This is a genomic window from Sphingomonas sp. 37zxx, assembly GCF_000786205.1.
Classification (GTDB): domain Bacteria; phylum Pseudomonadota; class Alphaproteobacteria; order Sphingomonadales; family Sphingomonadaceae; genus Sphingomonas.
In genome coordinates this window covers 1-22,441 of sequence record NZ_JROH01000054.1, presented here as the reverse complement: position 1 = coordinate 22,441, position 22,441 = coordinate 1, and the positions used below count along the sequence as shown (strand labels likewise).

Genomic DNA, 22,441 nt, shown 5'->3' with positions numbered 1-22,441 from the left:
AACCGTGGGATTTTTCAGCAGCCTGTTAGAGCAGCCGTGAAAGCGGGGGTAATTATACCAGCGTCAGCGAACGCGCGGTGCTGTTGGCGATCGGCTGGTCGAAACGGCAACCCACTACGCCGCCATCGGACCAGATCACCGTTGCCGCAACCGGCAGCGAACCGGTGAAGCGAAGCCACAGCCGCTCACCCGCCATCTGCGCCGCATCGGTCGCGAGGCGGCAGCCATAGATCGACAGATCCTGCAACTCGGCATCGACAGCCTCTTCGCCATGCCGGCGCACGGTAGCGCGGGTGACAATGACGCGCTGACGCGGCGCGGTGCGGCAATCGAATGAAGCGGGGTCGACGGGTCGATATCGGTTCGCGCGCGATGCCATAAATATCCTTCTAGACGATTGCATGGCACAAAACGCTGAAATATCAATTAATCAGTTTCACCGACCACCCGAACGCCGGGTGAGCGCAGCGACACAGCTTGCGCGATCGATCGCCCGGCCGTCGCGCTGGCGGGCATCGACATGCGACACCACCGGCACCCCGCCGCCGGGGCGAGGGTAGAGATAGGCATCGAGCACGCAGATGCTGCTGGCGAATTGCAGCTTGCGTCCGGTGCCTTCGCTCACTTCGGCATCGGGTGTCCCCAGCAAGCCCACCAGCGCGTTTTCGTTCTGGCCGAGCACCCGCTCAAGCCCCACCGCCGAATAGGTGACAACCGGCGGCGGCGGCGCGGTCCCCGCGACCGGCGCGGGCACGCTGGCGCAGGCGCTGGCCAACAGCCCGCCCGCCAGTATCGCCAATGCTGCCCTCATGCGCGTTTCCTTCCGTGATACCAATGCGTCGCCATCGCCGCCGCCACGACGGGCGCGAGGATATTGGCAACCGGTACGACAAGCAGCCCGGTGCCGACCAGCCCCAGCATGAACCGGCGGACACCGGTGGTCGCACGCCAATCGCGCATCGCCGCTTTGGGCATGTGCCGCGCCGCCACCATGTCGCCCAGGTCGCGCCCCAGCAGCCAGCCATTGACCAGGAAGAACAGGATGGCGGAGCCGATCCCGGTCACCAGCAGCGCGAGATAGACCGGCACCAGCACCAGATTGACCAGCACCGTTCGGCTCGCCGATCCCAGTCCCATCGCCAGCCCGCGCGCAAACGGCACCGGCTTGGCGCTGGTCACCGCCTGCGGATAATGCCGCCGCTCGACCGCCTCGACCACTTCGTCGGCAAACACCCCCACCACCGCGATCGCCACCGCGCGGAACAACAGCCACGCCCCGCCGATCGCCAGCAGCACCGCGATGAACCCGGCAAGCTCCTGCCATCCGGCCCCCGCGCCCAGCCACCCGGCAACCGCGCGGGCGACCGCCCAGAACGCAGCGCTGAGCAGCGCGAACAGGATCAGCGTGACTGCGAAGGATTTGGCAAAGACGCGCAATATCGGCGGGTCGGTCAGTTGCGCGAGCGACAGGGTAAGGGCACGGATCATCTGCCCTGCATAGGCGCATCGTGCCGCGCTTGTCGAAGCGCCGCGTCGGGGGTGGTCAAGCGCGCGCTTGAACGATACGCGCGGAGCAACATTCTTCCCGGAGACCCATGTGACCGAACCCACGCTGGACGTCGTTGCCATCGGCAACGCCATTGTCGACATTCTCAGCCAAGCCGACGACGCCTTCATCGCCGAACAGGGCATGGCCAAAGGCTCGATGCAGCTCATGTTCTCGCCCGCCGAGGCCGATGCGCTGTATGCCAAGATGGGGCCGGGGCGCGAAGTATCGGGCGGATCGGCGGCGAACACCGTTGCCGGGATCGCGGCGCTTGGCGGCAAATGCGGCTTTATCGGCCAGGTCGCCGACGATCAGCTGGGCGAAGTCTTCGCGCACGACATCCGCTCGGCGGGCATCCGCTTCGACACCAGCGTCCGCGCCGGCGAGCCGACCACCGCGCGCTGCCTGATCTTCGTCACCCCCGATGGCCAGCGCACGATGAACACCTTCCTGGGTGCATCGCAGTTCCTGCCCGAAGCCGCGCTCGACCGCGCGCTGATCGAGGCCGGCGCGATCCTCTATCTTGAAGGCTATTTGTGGGATCCCGAAGAACCCCGCCAGGCGATGCGCGCCGGTATCGACATCGCCCGCGCGGCGGGTCGCCGTGTCGCCTTCACGCTGTCGGACGTATTCTGCATCTCGCGCCATGGCGATGATTTCCGCCAGTTGATGGCCGATGGGCTGATCGACATCCTGTTCGCCAACGAAAACGAGCTGCTTGCGCTGTGCGAGACCGAAGATTTCGAAGGCGCGGTCGCCAAGGCAGCGGCACAGGTGCCGCTGCTGGTGGTGACGCGCAGCGAGCATGGCGCGATCGCGGTGAAGGATGGCGAGCGCTTCGCGGTTGCTGCTGAACCGATCGCGCGCGTGGTCGACACCACGGGCGCTGGCGATCTGTTCGCCGCCGGCTTCCTGCGCGGCCAGGCACAGGGCCGCGATGTCCAGACCTCGCTGCGGATGGGCGCACTGTGCGCCGCCGAGATCATCTCGCATTACGGCGCGCGCCCCGAGGTCGACCTGCAGGCAATGATCGACGCCAAGCTGGGGTGAGCGCTAAATGCCGTTCGTCCTGAGTAGGGACTGAGCGAAGGCGAAGGCCCGTATCGAAGGACTTTGCCCCAATCGGGCCGGTCCTGATTGCATTCGGCGTCTTCGAGAACACAAAAAAGGCCGGGGATCGCTCCCCGGCCTTTTTCATTTGGTCAGTCCCGTGTCCTCAGGGATGCGGGGTATGCGCCGGGTCGTTGTCGAGATCGACGACGGTCACGATCCCTTTGCCCAGATGGCTCGATTTATAGCCATAGAGGTAATAGATCACGAGCCCGATCGCGCCCCATGCCGGCAAGACGATCATCGCCTCGAACGGCAGGTTCGCGAACAGGAAGATACAGCCCGCGATCGTCGCCGGACCCACGAACCACAGTGCCGGCACCCGGAACTTGCGCTCGCGGGTTGCCTCGGTCTTGCGCAACATCATCACCGCGATCGCGACCATCATAAAGGCATAGAGCGTGCCGGCATTGGCGATGTCGGCAAGCTGCCCCACCGGCAGGAACGCCGCCGCAAAGGCAACAACTGCGCCAGTGATCGCCGTCACGATATACGGCGTCTTCCACTTCGGGTGGATCTTCGACAGGCTCTCAGGCAGCAAGCCGTCGCGCGACATCACGAAGAAGATGCGTGTCTGGCCGAACAGCAGGATCAGGATCACCGACGGCAGCGCAACGAAAGCGGCGATGCCAAGCAGGTTGCCGACGGTCGAAAAGCCGATCATCCGCAGCACATGCGCCAGCGCTTCGTTCGAGCAGACCAGCATTTCGCTATATTGCGGCAGCACGCATTGCTGCGCCAACGCTTCTGACCCAGCCGGGAAGGGGACGCCGCCCGGACCCATGATCGGCTGGCCACCGATCGTGCCGATCGCACCGGCTGCGACCAGAATGTAGAAGACGGTGCAGAAACCCAGCGACCCGATCAGGCCGATCGGCACGTTGCGCTGCGGGTCTTTGGTTTCCTCCGCCGCAGTCGAAACCGCGTCGAAACCGACATAGGCAAAGAAGATCGTTGCCGCCGCACCGACGGCACCGACACCCGACCCGAAGCCGCCGAACACGCCGGCGGGCAGGAACGGATTGAAATTGGCCATCTCCGACGCCGGCAGCGTCAGCACGATGAAGACCGTGAGCGCGGTGACCTTGATCGCCACCAGCACCGCATTGACCTTGGCCGATTCATTGGTGCCGATCATCAGCAGCCAGGTGACCAGCCCGGCGATCACCACCGCGGGCAGGTTGATCAACCCGCCGGGAACGCCGCCCAGCGCCAGCGGACCACCCGCCAGCCATGCCGGCAATTGTATCCCGAAAAACTGGTTGAGAATGGTCCCCGAGAAATATCCCGACCACCCCACCGCGACCGCGCTGGCGGCAACGGCATATTCGAGCACCAACGCCCAGCCGACCGTCCAGGCGAGCAATTCGCCCATCACCGAATAGGTATAGGTATAGGCCGACCCCGCGACCGGGATCATCGCTGCGATCTCGGCATAGCAAAGCGCCGCGACGATGCAGATCAGGCCAGCGATGGCGAAGGCGAGCATCAAGCCCGGTCCGGCCTTTTGCGCGCCCGCAGAGGTCAGAACGAAAATGCCCGTGCCGATGACACAGCCGATGCCGAACAGCGTCAGCTGGAACCAGCCAAGGGTAGGCTCAAGCGATTTGGCTTTCGCCGTCGCCAAAATGGCGTCGAGTGGCTTTACGCGCCCAAACTTCATGAAGCTATTTCCCCCAAGGGTGACGACCGGCCCTTGCCGTGTCGTCCGATCCAAGAAAGGCGCGAGCCTAGTGGCTAATACGCCCCGTGCAATCCCTCTTGTCGCAATGCGGTAACCAAAGCCCCTCTCCCGCGTGGCGGAAGGGTAAGGGCCTGTAAGCTCTTCCCCCCTCCTGCGTCGCGGGAGGGGAGAAGAAGCTCACCCCGCCAGCATCGGCCCCAGTTTCCGCCCGGCGAAAATATGCACATGCAGATGCGGCACCTCCTGGTGCGCGTCCTGGCCGATATTGGCGAGCAGCCGGTATCCCGGCTCCACCAGCCCGGCCTGCCGCGCGACCAGCCCTACCGCGCGGACAAAGCCCGCAATCGCGGCGTCGTCGGCACCGGCGCTGAAATCATCCCATGAGACATAGCGCCCCTTGGGGATCACCAGCACATGATAGGGCGCCTGCGGGTTGATGTCGCGAAAGGCGAGGGCGTGTTCGTCCTCATACACCTTGGTTGCCGGGATTTCGCCGCGCAGGATGCGGGCAAAGATATTGCCGTCGTCATAGGGCTGTGTCGCGTCGATCGGCATCAGAACCCCCCTCCCGCTTGCGGGAGGGGTCGGGGGAGGGCCTGTTCCCGATCGCTCGCCTTGTTACTATCGTGCTTGGCCCCCGTCGCGCTTCCCCCCGACAGCGGGAGAGGCGACGAAGCCGGTACGGGTTCGGCCACCGGCGATTCCGCGACCGGTTCGGCCACCGGCACCGCGACGGGCACCTCCACCGGCTCCGCGACCGCAACCGCCGCCGCCTTTGGCCGCGCAGCCTTCTCCACCAGCCCCGATACGCCCTCGCGCTTGGAAAGCTCGGCGCGGACATCGTCCAGGGTCAGCCCGGCATCGACCAGCACCACCAGCAAATGGAACAGCACATCGGCAGCTTCGCCGATCAGCTCGGCGCGGTCGCCACGCACCGCCGCGATCACCGCCTCGACGGCTTCCTCGCCCAGTTTCTGTGCGATTTTGGGACGCCCCTTGGCGAACAACGATGCGGTATAGCTTGCGCCCGGATCGGTGCCGCGCCGGCTGCGGATGACGGCTTCGAGCGCGTCGAGTGGGTCGGTAAAGGCCATGCGCCGGACTTCGCGCGCACCGTGCGGGGTGTCAATCCTTGCGCAGGTTTCCGGCCTCGCGAGCGTTTCCGGCCTCGTGAGCGTTTCCGCCCGCGCGCGCTTCGTCGGCCCGGCGATGCCGCCGCCGCATCGCGCGCTGCGCCAGCCACAGACCGGCGACGACGATCCCGAAGATCGCCGCGTCGGACAGCGAAAACCCGTTGCGCCGCGTTACCCCGGTATGCGCGGCAAAACCGGGAGCGGCAAACAGCATGAGGATGGCAAGGCGCAGCAGATCCATGCCCCGCCTTACCACCCGTTTCACGCCAAATGATTAACCCCGGCGGTTGCGCCGCACCCGGCGCGCGGCGAACACGCCCGCGATGCCGGCACCGAACAACAGCATCGCTTCGGGCTCGGGAACCGGGGTGGGCTTGCCGCCGCCGCCGCCAGGGCCGCCATGCGACGGTGGATAGCTTGGCGGCTTGCTATAGGCATTCGCCGCCACGGGCGCCGCCAGCATCGCAATCGCGATGGCACATTTGCTCAACATCTTCATCGTCCGGCCTCTACTACGCATCATCGATGGCTTGAGCGCAGCAAGAATGGTGCCAGCGGCGATAATGTCCCGGCGCAGCGAGACTTATACGGTTAAGCCCGGCTGTCGCGATATGGTTACTGTCAAATCAACCGACAGGCCGGCGCACCGCAATCCCCGCCGCCGCCAGCGCCGCATGCGCGTCGGCAATGCTCGCTTCGCCGAAATGGAAGATCGAGGCGGCCAGCACCGCGCTCGCGCCGCCGTGGCGGATGCCCGCGACCAGATCGTCAAGCCCGCCGACGCCGCCGCTCGCCACCACCGGCACCCGCACCCGCTGCGCGATGGCGCGGATCAGGTCGAGGTCATAGCCGCCGCGCGTGCCGTCGCGATCCATCGACGTGATCAGCAATTCGCCAGCGCCCAGTTCGGCCAGGCGAACCGCATGTTCGACCGCATCGATTCCCGTCGCCTTGCGCCCGCCATGCGTGAACACTTCCCACCCATCGCCGCTTCGCCGCGCATCGACCGAGGCGACGACGCACTGGCTACCGAAGCGGGCCGCGATGTCGGAGACGACTTCGGGCCGCGACACCGCCGCCGAATTGACCGCGACCTTATCCGCCCCCGCCAGCAGCAGCGCGCGTGCATCCTCGGCCGATCGCACCCCGCCGCCGACGGTGAGCGGCATGAAGCAAACCTCGGCAGTGCGCCGCACCACGTCGAGGATCGTGCCCCGCGCCTCATGGCTGGCGGTGATGTCGAGAAAGCAGAGTTCATCCGCCCCGGCAGCATCATAGGCGCGCGCCTGCTCGACCGGATCGCCCGCATCGCGCAGGTCGACGAAATTAACGCCCTTGACGACGCGGCCATTGGCGACGTCGAGACAGGGGATGACGCGAGCGCGAACGGTCATGACAAGAGCCCTCTCCCCTTTGGGGAGAGGGTTGGGAGAGGGGCTGTGCGAAACCGCATGCGTAGGCTCACTGCCCCTCTCCCCGGCCCTCTCCCCAGAGGGGAGAGGGAGATTGGCTGGCCATCGCAATCGCCGCGCTCAGATCGAGCCTGCCATCATACAGCGCCCGCCCGGTAATCACCCCTTCAATGCCGTCGCCGACATGCCCCACCAGCGCCGCAATGTCCTCGATCCCCGCGACCCCGCCGCTGGCGATCACCGGAATCGCCACCGCGCGCGCCAGTGCCACCGTCGCCTCGACATTGCAGCCTTTCAGCATCCCGTCGCGCCCGACATCGGTGAACAGCAATGCCGCCACCCCCGCATCCTCGAATCGTCGCGCCAGATCGACGACGGTGACGTCGGACACATCGGCCCAGCCAGCGGTCGCGACCATGCCGTCGCGCGCATCGACCGCGACGACGATCCGCCCCGGATGCGCCGCCGCCGCTGCTCGCACAAAATCAGGGTCTTTCAGCGCGGCGGTGCCGATCACCACCCGCGCAACGCCAAGCTTCAGCCAGCCCTCGACCGCCGCCATGTCACGAATGCCGCCACCCAATTGGACCCGCCCCGGAAACGCCGCGACCACGCCGCGCACCGCATCGCCATTCACCGATCCGCCGGCGAATGCGCCATCGAGATCGACGACATGCAGATGATCCGCCCCGGCATCGGCAAAGGCGCGTGCCTGCGCCGCCGGATCGTCGCCATATACCGTCGCACGGTCCATATCGCCCTCGGCCAGCCGGACGACCTGGCCCGCCTTCAGGTCGATCGCGGGGAAAATCATCAGGGACGCCATGCAAGAAACCTCTCGAGCAGCGCGATGCCATAGCGCTGGCTCTTTTCGGGGTGGAACTGGATACCGATCAGATTGTCGCGCCCGATCGCCGCGGTCACCGGCCCGCCATGCTGCGTAGTGGCGAGCACATCGGCACCGTCGAACGCATAGCTATGCAGGAAATAGGCCTCGCCGGGTTCGATCAGCGGATGCGCGTGGGTCGGCATCACGTCGTTCCAGCCCATATGCGGCACGCGCACGTCGGGCGAATCGGGCAGCAGCCGCACGCTCCCCTCGATCCAGCCAAGCCCGGCATGGACGCCCATTTCCTCGCCGGTGGTCGCCATTAATTGCATGCCGACGCAAATGCCAAGGAACGGCACGCCGCCACGCAGCGCCCGCTCCTCGATCGCCTCGACCATGCCCGGCAGCGCGCGCAAGCCATCCGCGCAAGCCGCGAACGCGCCGACGCCGGGCAGCACGATCCGATCGGCGCGGCGGATGACGTCGGGATCGGCGGTGAGCGCGATGTCGCTCGCACCGGCGGCTTTCAGTGCGTTATGCACCGAATGCAGATTGCCCGCGCCGCAATCGATAAGGGCGACCTTGCCCCCCTCCCGCCTGCGGGAGGGGCTGGGGGTGGGCATGTCACGAAGCGCCGGGCTCGTGGAGGATGCGTTCCCACCCCCGACCCCTCCCGCAGGCGGGAGGGGAGCAGAAGCGCCCCTCACTCGAACACTCCCGCCATCCCCGCCGCCGCCAGGGTCGCGGTAAAGGCCACTAGCTCGAACGTCGCGACTCCGGCGATCACGAACGGATCGCTCGCCGCCAGCGCCGCCACCGCCTCGCGTTCGCCGTGAAACAGCAGCACACCGCCGGTCGGCGGGGTCTGTCGCCCGGCCAGCACGACCACACCCTGCTCGATTCCCTGCGCCAGCCAATCGACATGCGCGGGCCGGTGGGCGTCCACCTCGGCCAGTTCTGCGACATACCGCAGCAGCACCAGGCACATCGGCGCGCCGGGGCGGATCATCGTCTCGCTCATAGCGTGCCCTTGGTCGATGGGATGGTATCGGCCTTGCGCGGGTCGATCTCGACGGCTTCGCGCAGCGCGCGGGCCAGGCCCTTATACGCCGCCTCAATGATGTGGTGGTTGTTCTCGCCGTACAGCGTCTCGACGTGCAGCGTCAGCCCGGCGGTCTGTGCGAAGCTGTGGAACCAGTGCTGGAACAATTCGGTATCCATCTCGCCCAGCCGCGTCTGGGTGAAGGCGGTCTTCCACACCAGCCAGGGTCGGCCCGAAATATCGACCGCGACGCGCACCAGCGCCTCGTCCATCGGCGACAGCGCATCGGCATAGCGGCGGATGCCGCGCTTGTCGGCCAGCGCCTTTGCCACCGCCTCGCCCAGCGCCAGCGCCGAATCCTCGACGGTGTGATGCTGGTCGATATGCAGGTCGCCCTTGGCGTGCAATTCGATGTCGATCAGCGAATGGCGTGAAAGCTGCTCGAGCATGTGGTCGAAAAAACCGATGCCGGTCGAAATGTCGTACACCCCGGTGCCGTCGAGGTTCACCGCGACGTCGATCGAGGTTTCGGACGTGTTTCTTGATATATGGGCGGTGCGCATGGATGGGCACATAGCGCGTCGCGCGCCCCATGCAATCACTCCCCCGGCACGCCCCCGGCTTGACCCCCCGCCATTTCGCTCTAGCAAAGGGAACATGACCGGTACCACACCAGACAGCATGATTCCTTATGACGAAATCGTGCAGGAAGCCCTTCGCGCCGTGGTCGGCCGCGTGCTCGGATCGGTTGCGTCGTCGGGCGGCCTGCCCGGCGAACATCATTTCTACATCACCTTCAAGACCACCGCCCCCGGCGTCGACATCCCGCAGCGGCTGCGCGAGCGCTTTCCCGATGAAATGACGATCGTCATCCAGCATCGCTATTGGGATCTGACGGTCGACGACAATCGCTTTTCAGTGGGCTTGAGCTTCGGTCAGGTGCCATCGATGCTGGTGATTCCATTCTCGGCGATCACCGGCTTCCACGACCCCGCAGTCAATTTCGAGCTGCGCTTCCAGGCCGCCGAAGAACCCGACGGCCCCGAGCCGCACGAACCAGCCGAAAACGACCCCGTCGATGCCAAGCCGATCGAGGACGGCTCGAACGTCGTCGCGGTGGATTTCAAGCGCAAGAAATAAGCCGAACCGCCGCTTTCATCATGCCGGCTGCGACCCGGCATCCGCGCGAGCGGGTCGCCACCAGCGCCCCGCCAGTTGCAGCGCATCGCCTGGACCCCGGATCAAGTCCGGGGTGACGAGGGGGTGGGCCGTCCCCGAAACCGTCATGCCGGGCTCGACCCGGCATCCATGCGAGCCGGTCGCCATCGCCACTCCGCGCATGGCTAGTGTCTCACGCGCCCACCCGGATCGACTTCGGGGCACCGATGGTTGTGAGGCACAAGCCTTTCCCCCATCGAGGACCGCATGACCCAAACCCGCCAAGAAACCGACTCGATCGGCGCGATCGATGTTCCCGCCGACGCCTATTGGGGCGCGCAGACCCAGCGTTCGATCGAGAATTTCCCCTTTGGCGCGCAGGAGCGGATGCCGCTCGGCATCGTTCATGCGATGGCGCTGGTGAAGCACGCCGCCGCGCGGGTGAACCGCCACCACGGCCTCGACCGCGCAAAAGTCGATGCGATCGAGCAGGCGGCGACCGAGATTGTCGCGGGCACGCATGACGCGCAGTTCCCGCTGGTGATCTGGCAGACCGGCAGCGGCACCCAGACCAATATGAACGTCAACGAGGTGATCGCCGGGCGCGCGAACGAAATCCTCAGCGGCCATCGCGGCGGCAAGCAGCCGGTGCACCCCAATGACGACGTCAATCGCGGCCAGTCGTCGAACGACAGTTTCCCGACGGCGCTCCACGTCGCCGCCGCGCGCGCTGCCTATGATCATCTCTTCCCCGCGCTTGATCGGCTGGCCACCGCGATCACCGCCAAGGCAAAGGAATGGGACGGCATCGTCAAGATCGGCCGCACCCATTTGCAGGACGCGACCCCGCTCACGCTGGGCCAGGAATTTTCGGGCTATGCCGCGCAACTCAACGCCTGCCGCAACCGGATCGAGGAAGCCGTCGCGCATGGCGTGATGAAGCTGGCGCAGGGCGGCACCGCGGTCGGCACCGGGCTGAACGCGCCCAAGCATTTCGACCAGTCGATGGCCAACGAACTGGCGGCGCTCACTGGACTGCCCTTCGTCCCAGCGCCCAACAAGTTCGAGGCGCTGGCGTCGAACGATGCGCTGGTCCACCTCTCGGGCGCGCTCAACACGCTGGCGGTCGCGCTGACCAAGATCGCCAACGACATCCGCTTGCTCGGCAGCGGCCCGCGTTCGGGCCTTGGCGAGATCGACCTGCCCGCCAACGAACCCGGCAGTTCGATCATGCCGGGCAAGGTCAACCCCACCCAGTGCGAGATGCTGACGATGGTCGCGGGGCAAGTAATCGGCAATCACATGGCGGTAACCGTCGGCGGGCTGCAGGGGCATCTCGAACTGAACGTGTTCAAGCCGCTGATCGGCGCGGCGGTGCTGCGCTCGATCGATCTGCTCGGCGTCGGCATGGCGAGCTTTTCGCAGCGCTGTGTCGAGGGGCTTGAGGCCAATGAAGCCCGAATCGCCGAACTGGTCGATCGCTCGCTGATGCTGGTGACCGCGCTCGCGCCCGAGATCGGCTATGATGCCGCGGCGAAAATCGCCAAGCACGCGCACGAACAAGGGCTGACGCTGAAAGCGGCCGGGCTGGCGCTGGGGCTGGTCGATGAAGCCACCTTCGATCGCCTGGTCCGCCCCGAAGACATGGTCGGTCGATAATTCCTCCCCGGCACGGGGAGGAATGCCAAGATGGAACCCCGCGCCCCGATCCGGGTTCTCCCTCCCAGAAACGCGGGAAGGAAATCATCATGGGTGCAACTACCATCGGCGCGCTGGTCGGCGCGGCAATTGACGGGATGAGCGGCGACGACGGCGTCGGCGACGGCGCCATCATCGGCGCGATCGGCGCGAATATGCTCAAGGTCGCGATCCCCATCGTCGCCACCTACGCAATCGGCTGGGCGGTCCTATATGGCATCGGCATGGCGTTCGACGCTGTCACAGGATCGGAGGAACAAGCATGATTCGCAGCATTATCGGTGCATTGGTCGGGCGTGAAATCGATCGCCGCGATGGATCGGGCGGGATGAAGGGCGCAGCGATCGGGCTGGTCGCCGCCAGCGTGCTTCGCCGCATGGGGCCGTTCGGCATGGTATTGGGCGGTGCCTATGTTGCCAAAAAGGCATATGACCGTCGCAAGGGGCCAAAGCGCCCGCTGTAATTCAGGCCCGACTTGACGCAGGCGGCGTGGGCGTCCCAAAGGCGACCATGCCGCACACGACCGAATCCGACCCGCATGGCCTGAAGCGCCGTGGTGTATTATTTGTCCTGTCATCCCCATCGGGTGCAGGCAAATCGACCATCGCCCGTAAATTGCTCGCCGCCGACCCCGATCTGAAGATGTCGGTATCGGCTACCACCCGCCCGATCAGGCCGGGAGAGGTCGACGGGCGCGACTATCATTTCGTCGATCTCGAGGGATTTCGCGAAATGGTCGCCGATCATGCGTTCCTCGAATGGGCGCATGTATTTGATCATCGCTATGGCACCCCGCGCGCGCAGGTGGACGAGATTCTCGCCTCGGGCCGCGACGTGCTGTTCGACATTGATTGGCAGGGCGCGCAGCAATTATTCCAGATCGCCGGCGGCGATGTGGTGCGGGTGTTCATCCTGCCGCCGTCGATGGAGGAATTGCACCAGCGGCTGCTCAATCGTGCGACCGATTCGGTGGAAGTCATCGATGCGCGGATGGGCCGCGCTGCGGGCGAAGTCAGCCATTGGGACGGCTATGACTATGTGCTGGTGAATGACGATGTCGAAAAATGCTTCGAAAGCGTTCGCACCATCCTGGCCGCCGAGCGGCTGAAGCGATCACGCCAGACCGGCTTGATCGGCTTCATCCGCCACATGCTCAAAACGACGTAAGCGACCGCCGGTCGCCTGCCGCATGGTATCGGTTCAGGTCTGCAACCAGCGGGTGCGCGTGACCGGGCCGGACAGCACCTTCTTGCCATAGGCCTTGCGGATCACCGCCGCGTCGTCGCCATTCATCATGACGACGCGCGTGCCGCCCGATGCCAGTGCTTCGATCGCGCTGATCGTGCATTTGTGCTTGGCGCACATCGCGGTCACTTCGGCGCTGGTGACGCTGACGTGCAGTGCGCGCGAGGTGGGGAGGTCCTTGCTTTGATATTGGGTGCGCGTGGGGTCCATCAGATATGCCCTTCTTCGTTAGTCGGATTAGCGTTCGCATCGGCGGAGCCGTGGCGATCGGATAAATGTTGATAGCGGATCGCTAGCTTTGAATGCGCGATCCGTGCGCCGCTGTCGGCAGCGGAGTCACTGGCGAGCCGCGATGCAATCGCGCGCCGACCGAAATATCCGGCTTCGTCGGAAAAGGGCATGACGGCTCCTCATCAAGCGGGAGCGCACGTCTCTCGGTCGCACCTGCGCTTGGGCTGGGTAGTGCGATATCGATGATATAGGCGCCCATGCCCGATTTTGCGAGCGCTTCGAACCGATCAGCTATTATGCAGGCGCAGAAAAGCGATTGCGCCGGCATATTCGACGGTGCGAACCGCGCGCGATTGCGTGGCCAGGCTGTCCTCGCCCCACAATTCGATCTGCCAATCCTCGTCGATATTCGCCGCGGTCCAGACGCTGTCGGCATCGGCCGCGCCCTCGACCAGCGCCAGCGCCAGCACCAGCGATCCGGTGATCGTCACTACCACCGACAGCGGCGCAAGCTCGAACGGCGCGCGCGCGGTGATCGCGTCGCTAAGCCGTTCGAGCGTGGCGGCGGGCTGAGTCACCGGCATCACCCCTGCGGTCAGGGTGAAATGCACGTCAAAGCGCCCGCGCGCCCAATCGAGCGCCGGGTCCCATGCCGCGCGCTGGCGATCTATCAGCGGTTCGGGCGATTCGGCGCGGTAGCAAAGCAGGTCGCTCGCGCCATAGGCTGCCAATCCTTGCGCGAAGGTGGCGGCATCGGGCGCGACCCGGTCGATCGCGGCATTGGCAAGCCCGGTCAGCGGCATCATGCGCGGATCAATGTCGCTTTCCACCGCGCGCCATTCGGCGGCGATCGCTTCGCCCAGCGCCGGGGTCTGCACCAGCAGCGGCACCCGGCCGGGGGTGCGCACCGGGCGTTCGTCCAGCGTGATGCCCCATCCGCCCGCCTGCTCGACCATCGCGACGTCGCGCCAGAACCGCTTCATGGTGCAGGCGGCGTCCGCCAGCGCCGCGCCAGCGCGCGGGGCAGGGTGGCCATGACGAAGATCGCAGCCAGCACGATCGCCAGCCCCAGGATACGATCGGGCGTCGTCACCGCGCGCCCCAACAGCACCAGCCCGAACAATGCGCCCGCCACCGGCACGATCCGCGCCGCCACCATCAGGAAATAGCGCGTCATCGCGGGATCATGTGGTTCGGTCATCGCTGCCTCACACCCTGTTCGCGAGATAGGGAGCCAGATCGCGCGCATGGCTCGCAACATGCGCCGCCCCCGCGTCGGTCAGCTCCTCAGGCGTATGATAGCCCCAGCTTACCCCCAGCGGATGCGCCAGCGCGGCCACCGCCATCTCCATGTCGAAACTGGTATCGCCGATCATCACCGTCGTTTCGGGCGAAGCGCCTGCTTCGGCAATCGCGGCGGCGGCCATTGCCGGATCGGGCTTTGACGGGTGGCGATCGGCGGTCTGCAACGTCACGAAACGCTCGGTCAGCCCATGATGCGCCAGCAACAGCTTCAGCCCGCGATCGGACTTGCCCGTCGCCACGCCCAGCACCCAGCCGGCGGCATCGAGCGTATCGATCGCCTCGGCGATCCCGTCGAACAGCGGCTCGGGCATCAACCCGCCGGTGCTCCGCAGCTTCTGGAAGCACAGCTTGTAATCATCGGCCATCGCGCGGTGCAGCGTCTCGTCACCCTGCGGTAGCAGGATGCCGATCGCCTCGACCAGGCTAAGCCCCACGATCCGCCGGATGGCGTGGCGATCGGGCGGGGTCAGCGCATGGACGTCGAAACAATGCTCCATCGCCAGGCAGATATTGGCCTGGCTATCGACCAAGGTGCCGTCGCAGTCGAACAGCGCCAGCCGGTTCATTTGCTCTCGGCCCCGCGGCCCCGCCGCTCGCCGCGGCGTTCCTTGCGCAAATTCTTGGCGTGGGTGCGCGCCTTCTGCTTCTTTTCCTCGCGGGTCGAGGGCGGCGGGCCGCTGTCGATCAGCACATCGCCCTTCGAGACATCAAAGCCCAGCATGTCGATGCTCTCGGCGATATGTGTCGGCAGCGGGGCGGTGACGTCGAGCTTGCCGCCCTCGGGATGGTCGATCCGAATCCGCCGTGCATGCAGGTGCATCTTGCGCGAGATGCCGCCGGTCAGAAACGCTTCCTGCCCGCCATATTTGCCGTCGCCAACGATCGGATGGCCGATCGCCGCCAGATGGACGCGCAACTGATGCGTCCGCCCGGTATAGGGCTGTAATTCGACCCAGGCGGCGCGATTGCCCGCGCGCTCGATCACGCGATAGCGCGTCTTGGCGGGTGCGCCTTCTTCCTCGTCGACATGCATTTTCTCGCCGCCCGATCCCGGCTGCTTGGCCAGCGGCAGTTCGATCACGCCGTCATGGATTTCGGGCACGCCCACCACCAGCGCCCAGTAAATCTTCTTGGCGCTGCGGTTCGAGAAATTCTTGGCGAACAATGTCGCCGCCCGCGCCGTCCGCGCGATCAGCAGCGCGCCCGACGTGTCCTTGTCGAGCCGGTGGACCAATTTGGGCCGGCCCTCATGCTCGTACCACAGCCCGTCGAGCAGCCGGTCGACATGCTCGTTGGTCTTGGTGCCGCCCTGCGTCGCCAGGCCCGGTGGCTTGTTGAGCACCAGCGCCTGTTCGTCCATGTGGATGACCATGCTTCGCGCAAAGGCTTCCTCCTCGGGCGTCAGTGCAACCCGCTGCGGCGTGGCGCGCGGCGCGGCCGGGCGGGCGGGATCGGCCGGCGGCACCCGGATCGCCTGGCCCGAGAGCACCCGGTCGCCCGGCGTCGCCCGCGCGCCATCGACGCGAAGCTGGCCGGTGCGCGCCCAGCGCGAGACCAGGTTGAAGCTGGTGTCGGGCAGATGCCGCTTGAACCAGCGATCGAGCCGGATGCCGTCATCCTCGGCATGGACGATGAACTGGCGGACATTGGCGGATTCGGGTGCCGAATCGGGGAGCATTTCAGGCGTATCGCTCATGCCGTCGCCCTCGCGATCGACAGGCCCAAGGCCAAGGTAGCGATCGAACCCGCGACCGACAGCACCACATAGCCCAGCGCCGGCACCATCTCGCCGCGTTCGAGCATCAGCATCGTATCGAGCGAAAATGCCGAAAACGTCGTGAACCCGCCCAGCACCCCGACGCCGACGAACAGCCGCACCTGTTCGCTACCCTCGCCGATCCGGGCGAGCAAGCCGAACAACAGCCCCATCGCCAGCCCGCCGAGCAGGTTCACCGCCAGCGTGCCAAAGGGATAATTGGGACCGAACCAGGCGAGCGTGAAGCGGCCGACGAGATGCCGCGCAGCAGCGCCAATCGCGCCGCCCGCCATGACAAGAAGATAAGACATACGCGCCCGGTAGCGCGGATCGGCGCGCAAGGAAATGGCAGGCGCTCAAGCGCCGCCGTCGCTGACGATCATCTCGACATCGCTGCCGCCATCGCCGCGCTCGGCAAGATACGCCGCAAATGCCGCCGGTCCGCGCGTGCCGGTCAGCAAATGAACGCCTTCATCGCTCCGATGCTCGACGGTATATCCCGCCCGGCGCGCCTGGGTATAGTGCCAGTCGAGCATCGCCTGCAGCGGCTGCGCGGCGTAAAAGCCCACCGCGCGAAGCGCACAGCCATCGCCTTGCACCCCCGCCGCCTCGATCACCCGCGCATCGGGATGCAGCGGCGTCGCTGCGGGCAGGCGGTTCGCCCAGCCCGCCGAATAGCGCAGTTTCGCCGCGCAGGCCGGGCCGAATTGCCGCGCGGCGAGCGCCTCCAGCGTGATCGATTCGCGCGCGGCGGGGTTGCGCTGTTCGACCGGGGCAGGCGCGCGCAGCAGCTTTTCGCCCGCGGGCAGGCTGGTCCCCGTCGCCACCGCGTCCTGCGGCAATGCGCCCGAATAGGGGCGGGGCGGCGGGCGAACCGAATCGCGATCGGCCTGCGCGGTCAGCAGCGGATCGATCATGATCGGATCGCCCAGCGCCTCCATCACCGCCGGGTCGATGGCGTCGCCGTCAAGCTGCATCGCGGCGCTGTTGCCCTGCGCGCCGCCATCGCCACATGCCGCGACCAGCACGCATGCGCCAAGCACGGCAATCTGGTAGGGTCGGGCCATCATGGCGCATTTTTCCACGGCATATCTGTCGATCGCTTGGGCAGGGTTAAGATGCAGCTACCGCGGCGACGCCATGGCAAATAATAAGGCGATGATCGCCGCCAGGAACCTGGCATCCCCACCGGCGTTCGCGTCGGGGCCGTTGATTGGAGAAGAAGATGGGACAGCGCACGAAATGGATTGGCGGCGGCCTGGTGCTGGCGGCGGCGATCGGCGGACTTGCACTGTTGCGTAACCGCCCCGAAACCCCCGATTACACGCTGGTGCAGCGCGATGGCGCGATCGAGGTGCGCGATTACCCCGCCTTGCTGGTCGCGACCACGGTAAAGCCCGGCCTTCGCGAGCGTGCGCTGAACAAGGGGTTCCAGACGCTTGCCGACTATATCTTTGCCCAGTCGCGCACCGGCGAAAAGATCGCGATGACCGCGCCGGTGCTGTCGGACAATGGCGGATCGGGCGGCTGGCGCACCCGGTTCGTGATGCCCTCGCGCTATGGCCGCGCCGATTTGCCGATGCCCGCGAATGACGTGACGCTCGAAACCCTGCCGTCGCGCCGGATCGCCGCGATCCGCTTCAACGGCGCACCCGATGACGCGATGCTGGCCAAGCATGAGGCCGATCTGCGCGCCTGGATCGACGACAATGCGCACAAGGTTGCAGGGCCGCCCGAATATGGCTTTTACGACGCACCGTTCGTGCCCGGGCCGCTTCGCCGCAACGAAGTGCTGATCCCGTTGGTTGGCGGTTGAATGCGGTGTATTACTATACTATAACAGGGGCGCTATGCTGAACATTCTTTCGATCCTCATCGGTCTGACGACCATCCCCTTCATCCTGATCGGGACCATCCCGTTCCTCGGCTGGTCGCTGTGGATCGTGCTGTTGTTCCTGGTGCTCGGCACCGGCGTCGGCGCGATGTCGTCGAGCAATGGCGGACGCAATTTCAATCTGGTGCTGATGCTGTTCGCGATGTTCCGCCTGTTCCTGGGCGGCGGTATTTTCTGATTACCCTTGGGGGGCAGGGTGCCCGGCGGATCGCGCCGGGCACCCCGCTATAATCAGGCGCGCTGCGTGCCCGGATAGGCGAACAGCAGATCGGCATCGGCCGACGCCGTCAATTCGCCGGTCCCCTCGATCGACACGCACTCCCCCGCTTTCCACGCGACGCCGTCGACCGATCCATGCCCACGGATCGGCACCAGCCAGCCGGTTTCGCCACCGGGCACCGTGACCGAACGGTCGCCGCCGCCGCTCCAGCGCTCCATCACGAACTTCGGTCCTTCGACCAGGACTTCGCGGCCCGCCTCGACTTCGCCCGGCGAGGGATAGGCTTGGTACGGCACCGGATCGCTCACCGCGACCCCGTCCTCCAGATGCAGTTCGCGCGGGCGGCCATAATCATACAGCCGATAGGTCGTCTCCGAATTCTGCTGCACTTCGATCAGCGTGATGCCCGCGCCGATCGCATGAATCGTGTTCGACCCCGAATAAAAGAAATCGCCCGCCTTCACCGGCTTCCAGTCGAGCAGATGCTCGATCGACCCGTCGATCGACGCGGCGCGCAGCGCGTCCTGGGTCATCGGCTCCAGCGTGCCCAGCGCGATCGTCGAATCGGGTTCGGCGGCCAGGATCACCCAGCATTCGTCCTTGCCACGCGGCAGTCCGCGCGCCTGCGCCTGTTCGTCATTGGGGTGAACCTGCACCGACAATTTCTCGCTGGTGAACAGATATTTGATCAACAGGTCGGGGCTGGTGTCGCCCGGCTGCTGGAACCACACTTCGCCTACCGGCTCGCCGCCGGGCGCAGGATCGGCGAAACCCGGCCACAGCGTGTGACGGCCCCAGGGCTTTTCGACGCGGTGAGTGGCAAGCAACGTGGCGGGCATGATGGTCTCCAGATTCGGGCGCAGTATCCTGCCGCTTTTGGCGGCATCGCGGCCATCGCGCTAGGCTTTGCAGGCGTTGAGCGAAAGCTATTGTTAGGGTGGCTTCCCCTCGGGTATGGAGACGCCATGCGTACACCTCAGTTCCGCCCGATCGCCGCGGTCGCCCTCACCGCCGCCGCCCTCGCCACCGCCGGTTGTGCGGGCGGAAACAAGGCAAAGGTCGACACCGCCTATGTCGCGCGCGACGTCGGCACGCTCTATACCGCTGCCAAGACCCGGCTCGATCGCGGCCAGTATAAGCAGGCCGCCGCGCTGTTCGACGAGGTCGAGCGCCAGCATCCCTATTCGGTCTGGGCGCGCCGCGCGCAGCTGATGGGCGCCTTCGCTTATTATCTGAACCAGGATTACACCGAATCGATCCAGTCGTCGCAGCGCTTCCTGCAGGTGCATCCGGGCAATCGCGACGCGCCCTATGCCTATTATCTGATCGCGCTCAGCTATTACGAGCAGGTTACCGACGTCACCCGCGATCAGAAGATCACCCAGCAGGCGCTCGATTCGCTCGGCGAATTGTCGCGCCGCTATCCCAACACCCGCTACGCCGCCGATGCGCGGCTCAAGATCGACCTGGTCCGCGATCATCTGGCGGGCAAGGAGATGGAGATCGGCCGTTTCTATGGCCGGCGCGGGCAATGGCTGGCGGCGTCGATGCGCTATCGCAGCGTCATCGACCAATATCAGATGACCACGCACACGCCCGAGGCGCTGATGCGGCTCACCGAAAGCTATCTGAACCTTGGCCTGCGCGAAGAAGCCAGGAAGGCAGCGGCGGTGCTCGGCGCGAACTATCCCGGCACCGAATGGTATGAGCGCGCCTATAAGCTGGCGAACGAATATGGCCCGGTGCCAGTGCCGGCAAGCGTTGCCGCCCCTGGCGCTCCCGCTGCCGAGACCGCCGCTGCGCCGACCAGTTGAGCGATAGCACTTGGTTTTAGCCGTCGTTCGCGCGAAGGCGGGGTTGATATGCTGACCGCCCTTTCCATCCGCGACGTCGTGCTGATCGAGGCGCTCGACCTCGATTTCACCGCCGGGCTCGGCGTGCTCACCGGCGAAACCGGCGCGGGCAAGTCGATCCTGCTCGATGCGCTGGGGCTGGCGCTGGGCGCGCGCGGCGATAGCGGGCTGGTGCGCCACGGCGCGGCGCAGTCGGTGGTCACCGCCACTTTTGAAACCCCCACCGCCGATGGCCCCGTCGCGGCGCTGTTCGCAGACAATGGCCTCGACCTTGAACCCGGCGAACCATTGCTGATCCGCCGGATCGTCAAGGCCGATGGCGGCAGCCGCGCCTTCGTCAACGATCAGCCGGCATCGGCGGGGTTGTTGCGCGAACTGGCCCAGCACCTCGTCGAAATCCACGGCCAGCATGACGATCGCGGCTTGCTGAATCCCAAAGGCCATCGCGCGCTGCTCGATGCCTTCGGGCGGATCGACACCAGCGAAGCCGCCGCCGCGCATCGCGAATGGCGCGCCGCCAACACCGCGCTGACGCAGGCGCGTGAACAGCAGGAAACCGCCGCGCGAGACCGCGAATGGCTTGAACATGCGGCTGGCGAACTCGCCGCGCTCGCCGCCGAACCCGGCGAGGAAGCGATCCTGGCCGATCGGCGCGCGACGATGCAGCGCGGCGAGCGGGTCGCCGCTGACCTTTCGGGCCTCGCCGATCTGCTCGAGGGGTCGGACGGTGCGCTTGCCCGTCTGCGTCAGGCCGCCCGAATCCTCGAGCGCGTGTCCGAAGATCACGAACAGCTCGCCGAAGCGCTGGCATCGGTCGATCGCGCGATTGTTGAAGGGGCAGAGGCGCAGGAGCAGGTTGACGCCGCCGCCGCCGCGCTGGCGTTCGATCCCAATGCGCTCGACGCCGATGAAACGCGGCTGTTCGAATTGCGGGCGATGGCGCGAAAGCACCGGGTCCAGCCCGACGATCTGCCCGCGCTGACCGAGGAACTGGCGGCGCGGCTGGTCCTGCTCGAAAGCGGCGAGGCTGGGATGGCGGGACTCGAACGCGCGGTGGCCAAAGCGGCGAAACGCTACGAAGCCGCCGCCGATTCGCTGACTCAGGCGCGCCGCGCCGCCGCTGAACGGCTCGATCGCGGCGTGGCGGGCGAACTCGCGCCGCTCAAGCTCGACGCCGCGCGCTTCCGCACCTTGGTCGCCTCTGCCGAAGGCTGGGCATCCGAGGGGCGCGACCATATCGAATTCGAAGTATCGACCAATCCCGGCGCGCCCTTTGCCCCGCTGATGAAGATCGCCAGCGGCGGCGAACTCTCGCGCTTCGTCCTCGCGATGAAGGTCGCACTGGCGCAGGAGGGCGGGGCCAACACGTTGGTGTTCGACGAGATCGACCGCGGCGTCGGCGGCGCTGTGGCCAGCGCGATCGGCGAGCGGCTGGCGCGGCTGGCGGCGCATACCCAGGTGCTGGTGGTGACGCACAGCCCGCAGGTCGCCGCGCGCGGTCGCCGCCATTACCGCATCGCCAAGCGCCACGACGGCATCGTCACCCGCACCGGCGTCACCCCGCTCGACGCCGCCGAACGCCGCGAGGAAATCGCGCGGATGCTGTCTGGTGCCGAAGTCACCCCCGAAGCGCGGGCACAAGCCCAGCGGCTGCTCGAAACCGCCTGACGTCTTCGTTATAATTTGCCGCGCCAGCGCAGTGACTGGCGGTTCAACGCGACCAGATCGGCGCCGCCCGCCAGCACAGCCTCCCCCAGCGCGATTGCCGCTGCCAATATCTCGGGCGCGGCATGGCGATAGGCGGGCCGCCTGCTGATCGCGTCATACCAGCATCCCCCCGTCGCAGCATCGAGCAGCACCCGCTGGAAACAATGATCCCGCACGATCGGCCAGCCGCGCGAGTCGGCGGCAGCGGGCAGGGTCTCGCGCGTCAGCCGCAGCCATGCGGCTTCGAGCGATTCGCGCGGCATCATTTCCTGAACCATCGCCACCACTCTGCCACACTCCGCGACACAAAACCGCCCTTCGCGCCACCGGGCTGCGACAAAGCGCGCCCATATGTTGGTTCTACCCCGCACGGGGCAGCCACCAAGGAGTAAAGCGTGATGAAGAAGTTTTCGCTGATGATCGCCGGTCTTGCCATCGCCGTATCGGCGCTGCCCGCCGCCGCCAGCGCCCAGCAGTGGCAGAATATCAACGCGCGTCAGGCGCGGGTCGAACAGCGGATCGAAACCGGTATTCGAAAGGGCGCGCTGACCCGGCCCGAGGCGAAAAAATTGCAGGCGCAGTTCCGCAGTATCCATCCGGTGAGGGCCGCGACGAGTT

At 66.2% G+C, this 22,441-nt stretch carries 32 protein-coding genes and 2 pseudogenes; 11 read left to right on the top strand and 23 right to left on the bottom strand.

Features of this window, described 5'->3' with window-relative positions; translation table 11 throughout:
* Positions 1–52: 52 nt before the first annotated feature.
* From QU44_RS15165 to QU44_RS15155, 3 genes are read right to left on the bottom strand one after another with little or no spacing between them, the layout of a single operon-like run.
* Complete coding sequence (locus QU44_RS15165; RefSeq protein WP_033923232.1) at positions 53–379, bottom strand: PilZ domain-containing protein; 327 nt, start codon at positions 377–379, stop codon at positions 53–55.
* A gap of 57 nt (positions 380–436) precedes the next feature.
* On the bottom strand, positions 437–811 hold the full coding sequence (locus QU44_RS15160) for a hypothetical protein (RefSeq protein ID WP_033923231.1): 375 nt from the start codon (positions 809–811) through the stop codon (positions 437–439).
* The gene (locus tag QU44_RS15155; RefSeq protein WP_033923230.1) at positions 808–1,488 is read right to left on the bottom strand and encodes an EI24 domain-containing protein; all 681 of its coding nucleotides are present in this window, start codon (positions 1,486–1,488) and stop codon (positions 808–810) included. Before QU44_RS15155 ends, QU44_RS15160 begins: the two co-directional genes overlap by 4 nt.
* A 109-nt stretch (positions 1,489–1,597) precedes the next feature.
* Between QU44_RS15155 and QU44_RS15150 the strand changes: the two genes are divergently transcribed.
* Positions 1,598–2,596, top strand: coding sequence for an adenosine kinase (locus QU44_RS15150; RefSeq protein ID WP_033923229.1), 999 nt, complete (start codon positions 1,598–1,600; stop codon positions 2,594–2,596).
* A gap of 166 nt (positions 2,597–2,762) precedes the next feature.
* Here QU44_RS15150 and QU44_RS15145 read toward each other — a convergent pair whose 3' ends face one another.
* From QU44_RS15145 to hisB, 10 genes and pseudogenes are all read right to left on the bottom strand, one after another.
* Entirely contained in the window at positions 2,763–4,319 is a 1,557-nt protein-coding gene (locus QU44_RS15145; protein WP_033923227.1) for an amino acid permease, read from the bottom strand.
* Between the two features lie 198 nt (positions 4,320–4,517).
* Positions 4,518–4,895: a histidine triad nucleotide-binding protein gene (locus QU44_RS15140; protein ID WP_033923226.1), complete on the bottom strand. Its 378-nt coding sequence runs from the start codon at positions 4,893–4,895 to the stop codon at positions 4,518–4,520.
* Between the two features lie 218 nt (positions 4,896–5,113).
* Positions 5,114–5,434: pseudogene (locus QU44_RS18745) on the bottom strand (phosphoribosyl-ATP diphosphatase); the annotation flags it as partial.
* Positions 5,435–5,465: 31 nt separating this feature from the next.
* Positions 5,466–5,714: a hypothetical protein gene (locus QU44_RS15130; protein WP_033923225.1), complete on the bottom strand. Its 249-nt coding sequence runs from the start codon at positions 5,712–5,714 to the stop codon at positions 5,466–5,468.
* A 33-nt stretch (positions 5,715–5,747) separates the two neighbouring features.
* Positions 5,748–5,972: a PEP-CTERM sorting domain-containing protein gene (locus QU44_RS15125; protein ID WP_033923224.1), complete on the bottom strand. Its 225-nt coding sequence runs from the start codon at positions 5,970–5,972 to the stop codon at positions 5,748–5,750.
* A 127-nt stretch (positions 5,973–6,099) separates the two neighbouring features.
* Positions 6,100–6,867, bottom strand: a complete 768-nt coding sequence (hisF, locus tag QU44_RS15120; RefSeq protein WP_033923223.1) for an imidazole glycerol phosphate synthase subunit HisF — start codon at positions 6,865–6,867, stop codon at positions 6,100–6,102.
* Between the two features lie 67 nt (positions 6,868–6,934).
* A complete protein-coding gene (hisA, locus tag QU44_RS15115; protein ID WP_052134931.1) occupies positions 6,935–7,711 on the bottom strand; it encodes a 1-(5-phosphoribosyl)-5-[(5-phosphoribosylamino)methylideneamino]imidazole-4-carboxamide isomerase in 777 nt (258 codons plus the stop codon).
* The gene (hisH, locus tag QU44_RS15110; protein ID WP_052134929.1) at positions 7,699–8,337 is read right to left on the bottom strand and encodes an imidazole glycerol phosphate synthase subunit HisH; all 639 of its coding nucleotides are present in this window, start codon (positions 8,335–8,337) and stop codon (positions 7,699–7,701) included. The genes hisA and hisH overlap by 13 nt, the downstream gene beginning before the upstream one ends.
* A gap of 80 nt (positions 8,338–8,417) precedes the next feature.
* The gene (locus QU44_RS15105; RefSeq protein ID WP_052134927.1) at positions 8,418–8,735 is read right to left on the bottom strand and encodes a YciI family protein; all 318 of its coding nucleotides are present in this window, start codon (positions 8,733–8,735) and stop codon (positions 8,418–8,420) included.
* Positions 8,732–9,319 carry an imidazoleglycerol-phosphate dehydratase HisB gene (gene hisB, locus QU44_RS15100; RefSeq protein WP_033923221.1) on the bottom strand — a complete coding sequence of 196 codons (588 nt, stop codon included), beginning with the start codon at positions 9,317–9,319 and terminating at the stop codon, positions 8,732–8,734. Before hisB ends, QU44_RS15105 begins: the two co-directional genes overlap by 4 nt.
* Before the next feature lie 94 nt (positions 9,320–9,413).
* Between hisB and QU44_RS15095 the strand changes: the two genes are divergently transcribed.
* The 5 genes from QU44_RS15095 to gmk all read left to right on the top strand — a co-directional run bounded on the left by QU44_RS15095 (position 9,414) and on the right by gmk (position 12,779).
* Positions 9,414–9,896 (top strand): SspB family protein, encoded by a 483-nt coding sequence (locus QU44_RS15095; protein WP_033923219.1) that lies wholly within the window; start codon positions 9,414–9,416, stop codon positions 9,894–9,896.
* Positions 9,897–10,181: 285 nt separating this feature from the next.
* Complete coding sequence (gene fumC / locus QU44_RS15090; protein ID WP_033923218.1) at positions 10,182–11,573, top strand: class II fumarate hydratase; 1,392 nt, start codon at positions 10,182–10,184, stop codon at positions 11,571–11,573.
* Positions 11,574–11,662: 89 nt separating this feature from the next.
* Positions 11,663–11,878 carry a hypothetical protein gene (locus QU44_RS15085; RefSeq protein ID WP_033923217.1) on the top strand — a complete coding sequence of 72 codons (216 nt, stop codon included), beginning with the start codon at positions 11,663–11,665 and terminating at the stop codon, positions 11,876–11,878.
* Positions 11,875–12,075, top strand: a complete 201-nt coding sequence (locus QU44_RS15080) for a hypothetical protein (RefSeq protein ID WP_033923216.1) — start codon at positions 11,875–11,877, stop codon at positions 12,073–12,075. Before QU44_RS15085 ends, QU44_RS15080 begins: the two co-directional genes overlap by 4 nt.
* A gap of 47 nt (positions 12,076–12,122) precedes the next feature.
* Positions 12,123–12,779, top strand: coding sequence for a guanylate kinase (gene gmk / locus QU44_RS15075; protein ID WP_052134925.1), 657 nt, complete (start codon positions 12,123–12,125; stop codon positions 12,777–12,779).
* 33 nt (positions 12,780–12,812) lie between these two features.
* Here gmk and QU44_RS15070 read toward each other — a convergent pair whose 3' ends face one another.
* The 8 genes from QU44_RS15070 to QU44_RS15035 form a co-directional block, all read right to left on the bottom strand.
* Positions 12,813–13,067 carry a hypothetical protein gene (locus QU44_RS15070; protein WP_052134923.1) on the bottom strand — a complete coding sequence of 85 codons (255 nt, stop codon included), beginning with the start codon at positions 13,065–13,067 and terminating at the stop codon, positions 12,813–12,815.
* A complete protein-coding gene (locus QU44_RS15065) occupies positions 13,067–13,258 on the bottom strand; it encodes a hypothetical protein (protein ID WP_033923215.1) in 192 nt (63 codons plus the stop codon). The genes QU44_RS15070 and QU44_RS15065 overlap by 1 nt, the downstream gene beginning before the upstream one ends.
* A 117-nt stretch (positions 13,259–13,375) precedes the next feature.
* Positions 13,376–14,071: an ATP12 family chaperone protein gene (locus QU44_RS15060; RefSeq protein ID WP_033923213.1), complete on the bottom strand. Its 696-nt coding sequence runs from the start codon at positions 14,069–14,071 to the stop codon at positions 13,376–13,378.
* Positions 14,068–14,289, bottom strand: a complete 222-nt coding sequence (locus QU44_RS15055) for a hypothetical protein (protein WP_033923212.1) — start codon at positions 14,287–14,289, stop codon at positions 14,068–14,070. Before QU44_RS15055 ends, QU44_RS15060 begins: the two co-directional genes overlap by 4 nt.
* A gap of 7 nt (positions 14,290–14,296) precedes the next feature.
* Positions 14,297–14,959, bottom strand: a complete 663-nt coding sequence (locus QU44_RS15050; protein ID WP_033923211.1) for an HAD-IA family hydrolase — start codon at positions 14,957–14,959, stop codon at positions 14,297–14,299.
* Positions 14,956–16,089, bottom strand: coding sequence for an RluA family pseudouridine synthase (locus QU44_RS15045; protein WP_033923210.1), 1,134 nt, complete (start codon positions 16,087–16,089; stop codon positions 14,956–14,958). Before QU44_RS15045 ends, QU44_RS15050 begins: the two co-directional genes overlap by 4 nt.
* Positions 16,086–16,460, bottom strand: coding sequence for a fluoride efflux transporter CrcB (crcB, locus tag QU44_RS15040; RefSeq protein WP_231621764.1), 375 nt, complete (start codon positions 16,458–16,460; stop codon positions 16,086–16,088). Before crcB ends, QU44_RS15045 begins: the two co-directional genes overlap by 4 nt.
* 45 nt (positions 16,461–16,505) lie before the next feature.
* The gene (locus tag QU44_RS15035) at positions 16,506–17,216 is read right to left on the bottom strand and encodes a hypothetical protein (protein WP_197054344.1); all 711 of its coding nucleotides are present in this window, start codon (positions 17,214–17,216) and stop codon (positions 16,506–16,508) included.
* Between the two features lie 158 nt (positions 17,217–17,374).
* On the opposite strand from QU44_RS15035, the gene QU44_RS15030 reads away from it, so the two are divergent.
* On the top strand, positions 17,375–17,965 hold the full coding sequence (locus QU44_RS15030; RefSeq protein WP_033923209.1) for an SOUL family heme-binding protein: 591 nt from the start codon (positions 17,375–17,377) through the stop codon (positions 17,963–17,965).
* A 34-nt stretch (positions 17,966–17,999) separates the two neighbouring features.
* A complete protein-coding gene (locus QU44_RS15025) occupies positions 18,000–18,221 on the top strand; it encodes a hypothetical protein (protein ID WP_033923208.1) in 222 nt (73 codons plus the stop codon).
* A gap of 53 nt (positions 18,222–18,274) precedes the next feature.
* Here QU44_RS15025 and QU44_RS15020 read toward each other — a convergent pair whose 3' ends face one another.
* Positions 18,275–19,102 (bottom strand): class I mannose-6-phosphate isomerase, encoded by an 828-nt coding sequence (locus tag QU44_RS15020; protein WP_033923207.1) that lies wholly within the window; start codon positions 19,100–19,102, stop codon positions 18,275–18,277.
* A 126-nt stretch (positions 19,103–19,228) separates the two neighbouring features.
* On the opposite strand from QU44_RS15020, the gene QU44_RS15015 reads away from it, so the two are divergent.
* A complete protein-coding gene (locus QU44_RS15015; RefSeq protein ID WP_081988091.1) occupies positions 19,229–20,077 on the top strand; it encodes an outer membrane protein assembly factor BamD in 849 nt (282 codons plus the stop codon).
* 48 nt (positions 20,078–20,125) lie between these two features.
* Complete coding sequence (gene recN / locus QU44_RS15010) at positions 20,126–21,784, top strand: DNA repair protein RecN (protein WP_033923205.1); 1,659 nt, start codon at positions 20,126–20,128, stop codon at positions 21,782–21,784.
* Positions 21,785–21,792: 8 nt separating this feature from the next.
* Here recN and QU44_RS15005 read toward each other — a convergent pair whose 3' ends face one another.
* Positions 21,793–22,101: a hypothetical protein gene (locus QU44_RS15005; RefSeq protein WP_033923204.1), complete on the bottom strand. Its 309-nt coding sequence runs from the start codon at positions 22,099–22,101 to the stop codon at positions 21,793–21,795.
* 120 nt (positions 22,102–22,221) lie between these two features.
* Here QU44_RS15005 and QU44_RS15000 point away from each other — a divergent pair.
* Positions 22,222–22,441 (top strand): annotated as a pseudogene (locus tag QU44_RS15000) (hypothetical protein); the annotation flags it as partial.

Coding starts and splice junctions, on each gene's coding strand:
- QU44_RS15165 (WP_033923232.1), bottom strand. CDS start 379: ATGGCATCGCGCGCGAACCGATATCGACCCGTCGACCCCGCTTCATTC.
- QU44_RS15160 (WP_033923231.1), bottom strand. CDS start 811: ATGAGGGCAGCATTGGCGATACTGGCGGGCGGGCTGTTGGCCAGCGCC.
- QU44_RS15155 (WP_033923230.1), bottom strand. CDS start 1,488: ATGATCCGTGCCCTTACCCTGTCGCTCGCGCAACTGACCGACCCGCCG.
- QU44_RS15145 (WP_033923227.1), bottom strand. CDS start 4,319: ATGAAGTTTGGGCGCGTAAAGCCACTCGACGCCATTTTGGCGACGGCG.
- QU44_RS15140 (WP_033923226.1), bottom strand. CDS start 4,895: ATGCCGATCGACGCGACACAGCCCTATGACGACGGCAATATCTTTGCC.
- QU44_RS15130 (WP_033923225.1), bottom strand. CDS start 5,714: ATGGATCTGCTGCGCCTTGCCATCCTCATGCTGTTTGCCGCTCCCGGT.
- QU44_RS15125 (WP_033923224.1), bottom strand. CDS start 5,972: ATGAAGATGTTGAGCAAATGTGCCATCGCGATTGCGATGCTGGCGGCG.
- hisF (WP_033923223.1), bottom strand. CDS start 6,867: ATGACCGTTCGCGCTCGCGTCATCCCCTGTCTCGACGTCGCCAATGGC.
- hisA (WP_052134931.1), bottom strand. CDS start 7,711: ATGGCGTCCCTGATGATTTTCCCCGCGATCGACCTGAAGGCGGGCCAG.
- hisH (WP_052134929.1), bottom strand. CDS start 8,337: ATGCCCACCCCCAGCCCCTCCCGCAGGCGGGAGGGGGGCAAGGTCGCC.
- QU44_RS15105 (WP_052134927.1), bottom strand. CDS start 8,735: ATGAGCGAGACGATGATCCGCCCCGGCGCGCCGATGTGCCTGGTGCTG.
- hisB (WP_033923221.1), bottom strand. CDS start 9,319: ATGCGCACCGCCCATATATCAAGAAACACGTCCGAAACCTCGATCGAC.
- QU44_RS15095 (WP_033923219.1), top strand. CDS start 9,414: ATGACCGGTACCACACCAGACAGCATGATTCCTTATGACGAAATCGTG.
- fumC (WP_033923218.1), top strand. CDS start 10,182: ATGACCCAAACCCGCCAAGAAACCGACTCGATCGGCGCGATCGATGTT.
- QU44_RS15085 (WP_033923217.1), top strand. CDS start 11,663: ATGGGTGCAACTACCATCGGCGCGCTGGTCGGCGCGGCAATTGACGGG.
- QU44_RS15080 (WP_033923216.1), top strand. CDS start 11,875: ATGATTCGCAGCATTATCGGTGCATTGGTCGGGCGTGAAATCGATCGC.
- gmk (WP_052134925.1), top strand. CDS start 12,123: ATGCCGCACACGACCGAATCCGACCCGCATGGCCTGAAGCGCCGTGGT.
- QU44_RS15070 (WP_052134923.1), bottom strand. CDS start 13,067: ATGGACCCCACGCGCACCCAATATCAAAGCAAGGACCTCCCCACCTCG.
- QU44_RS15065 (WP_033923215.1), bottom strand. CDS start 13,258: ATGCCCTTTTCCGACGAAGCCGGATATTTCGGTCGGCGCGCGATTGCA.
- QU44_RS15060 (WP_033923213.1), bottom strand. CDS start 14,071: ATGAAGCGGTTCTGGCGCGACGTCGCGATGGTCGAGCAGGCGGGCGGA.
- QU44_RS15055 (WP_033923212.1), bottom strand. CDS start 14,289: ATGACCGAACCACATGATCCCGCGATGACGCGCTATTTCCTGATGGTG.
- QU44_RS15050 (WP_033923211.1), bottom strand. CDS start 14,959: ATGAACCGGCTGGCGCTGTTCGACTGCGACGGCACCTTGGTCGATAGC.
- QU44_RS15045 (WP_033923210.1), bottom strand. CDS start 16,089: ATGAGCGATACGCCTGAAATGCTCCCCGATTCGGCACCCGAATCCGCC.
- crcB (WP_231621764.1), bottom strand. CDS start 16,460: ATGTCTTATCTTCTTGTCATGGCGGGCGGCGCGATTGGCGCTGCTGCG.
- QU44_RS15035 (WP_197054344.1), bottom strand. CDS start 17,216: ATGGCCCGACCCTACCAGATTGCCGTGCTTGGCGCATGCGTGCTGGTC.
- QU44_RS15030 (WP_033923209.1), top strand. CDS start 17,375: ATGGGACAGCGCACGAAATGGATTGGCGGCGGCCTGGTGCTGGCGGCG.
- QU44_RS15025 (WP_033923208.1), top strand. CDS start 18,000: ATGCTGAACATTCTTTCGATCCTCATCGGTCTGACGACCATCCCCTTC.
- QU44_RS15020 (WP_033923207.1), bottom strand. CDS start 19,102: ATGCCCGCCACGTTGCTTGCCACTCACCGCGTCGAAAAGCCCTGGGGC.
- QU44_RS15015 (WP_081988091.1), top strand. CDS start 19,229: ATGCGTACACCTCAGTTCCGCCCGATCGCCGCGGTCGCCCTCACCGCC.
- recN (WP_033923205.1), top strand. CDS start 20,126: ATGCTGACCGCCCTTTCCATCCGCGACGTCGTGCTGATCGAGGCGCTC.
- QU44_RS15005 (WP_033923204.1), bottom strand. CDS start 22,101: ATGGTTCAGGAAATGATGCCGCGCGAATCGCTCGAAGCCGCATGGCTG.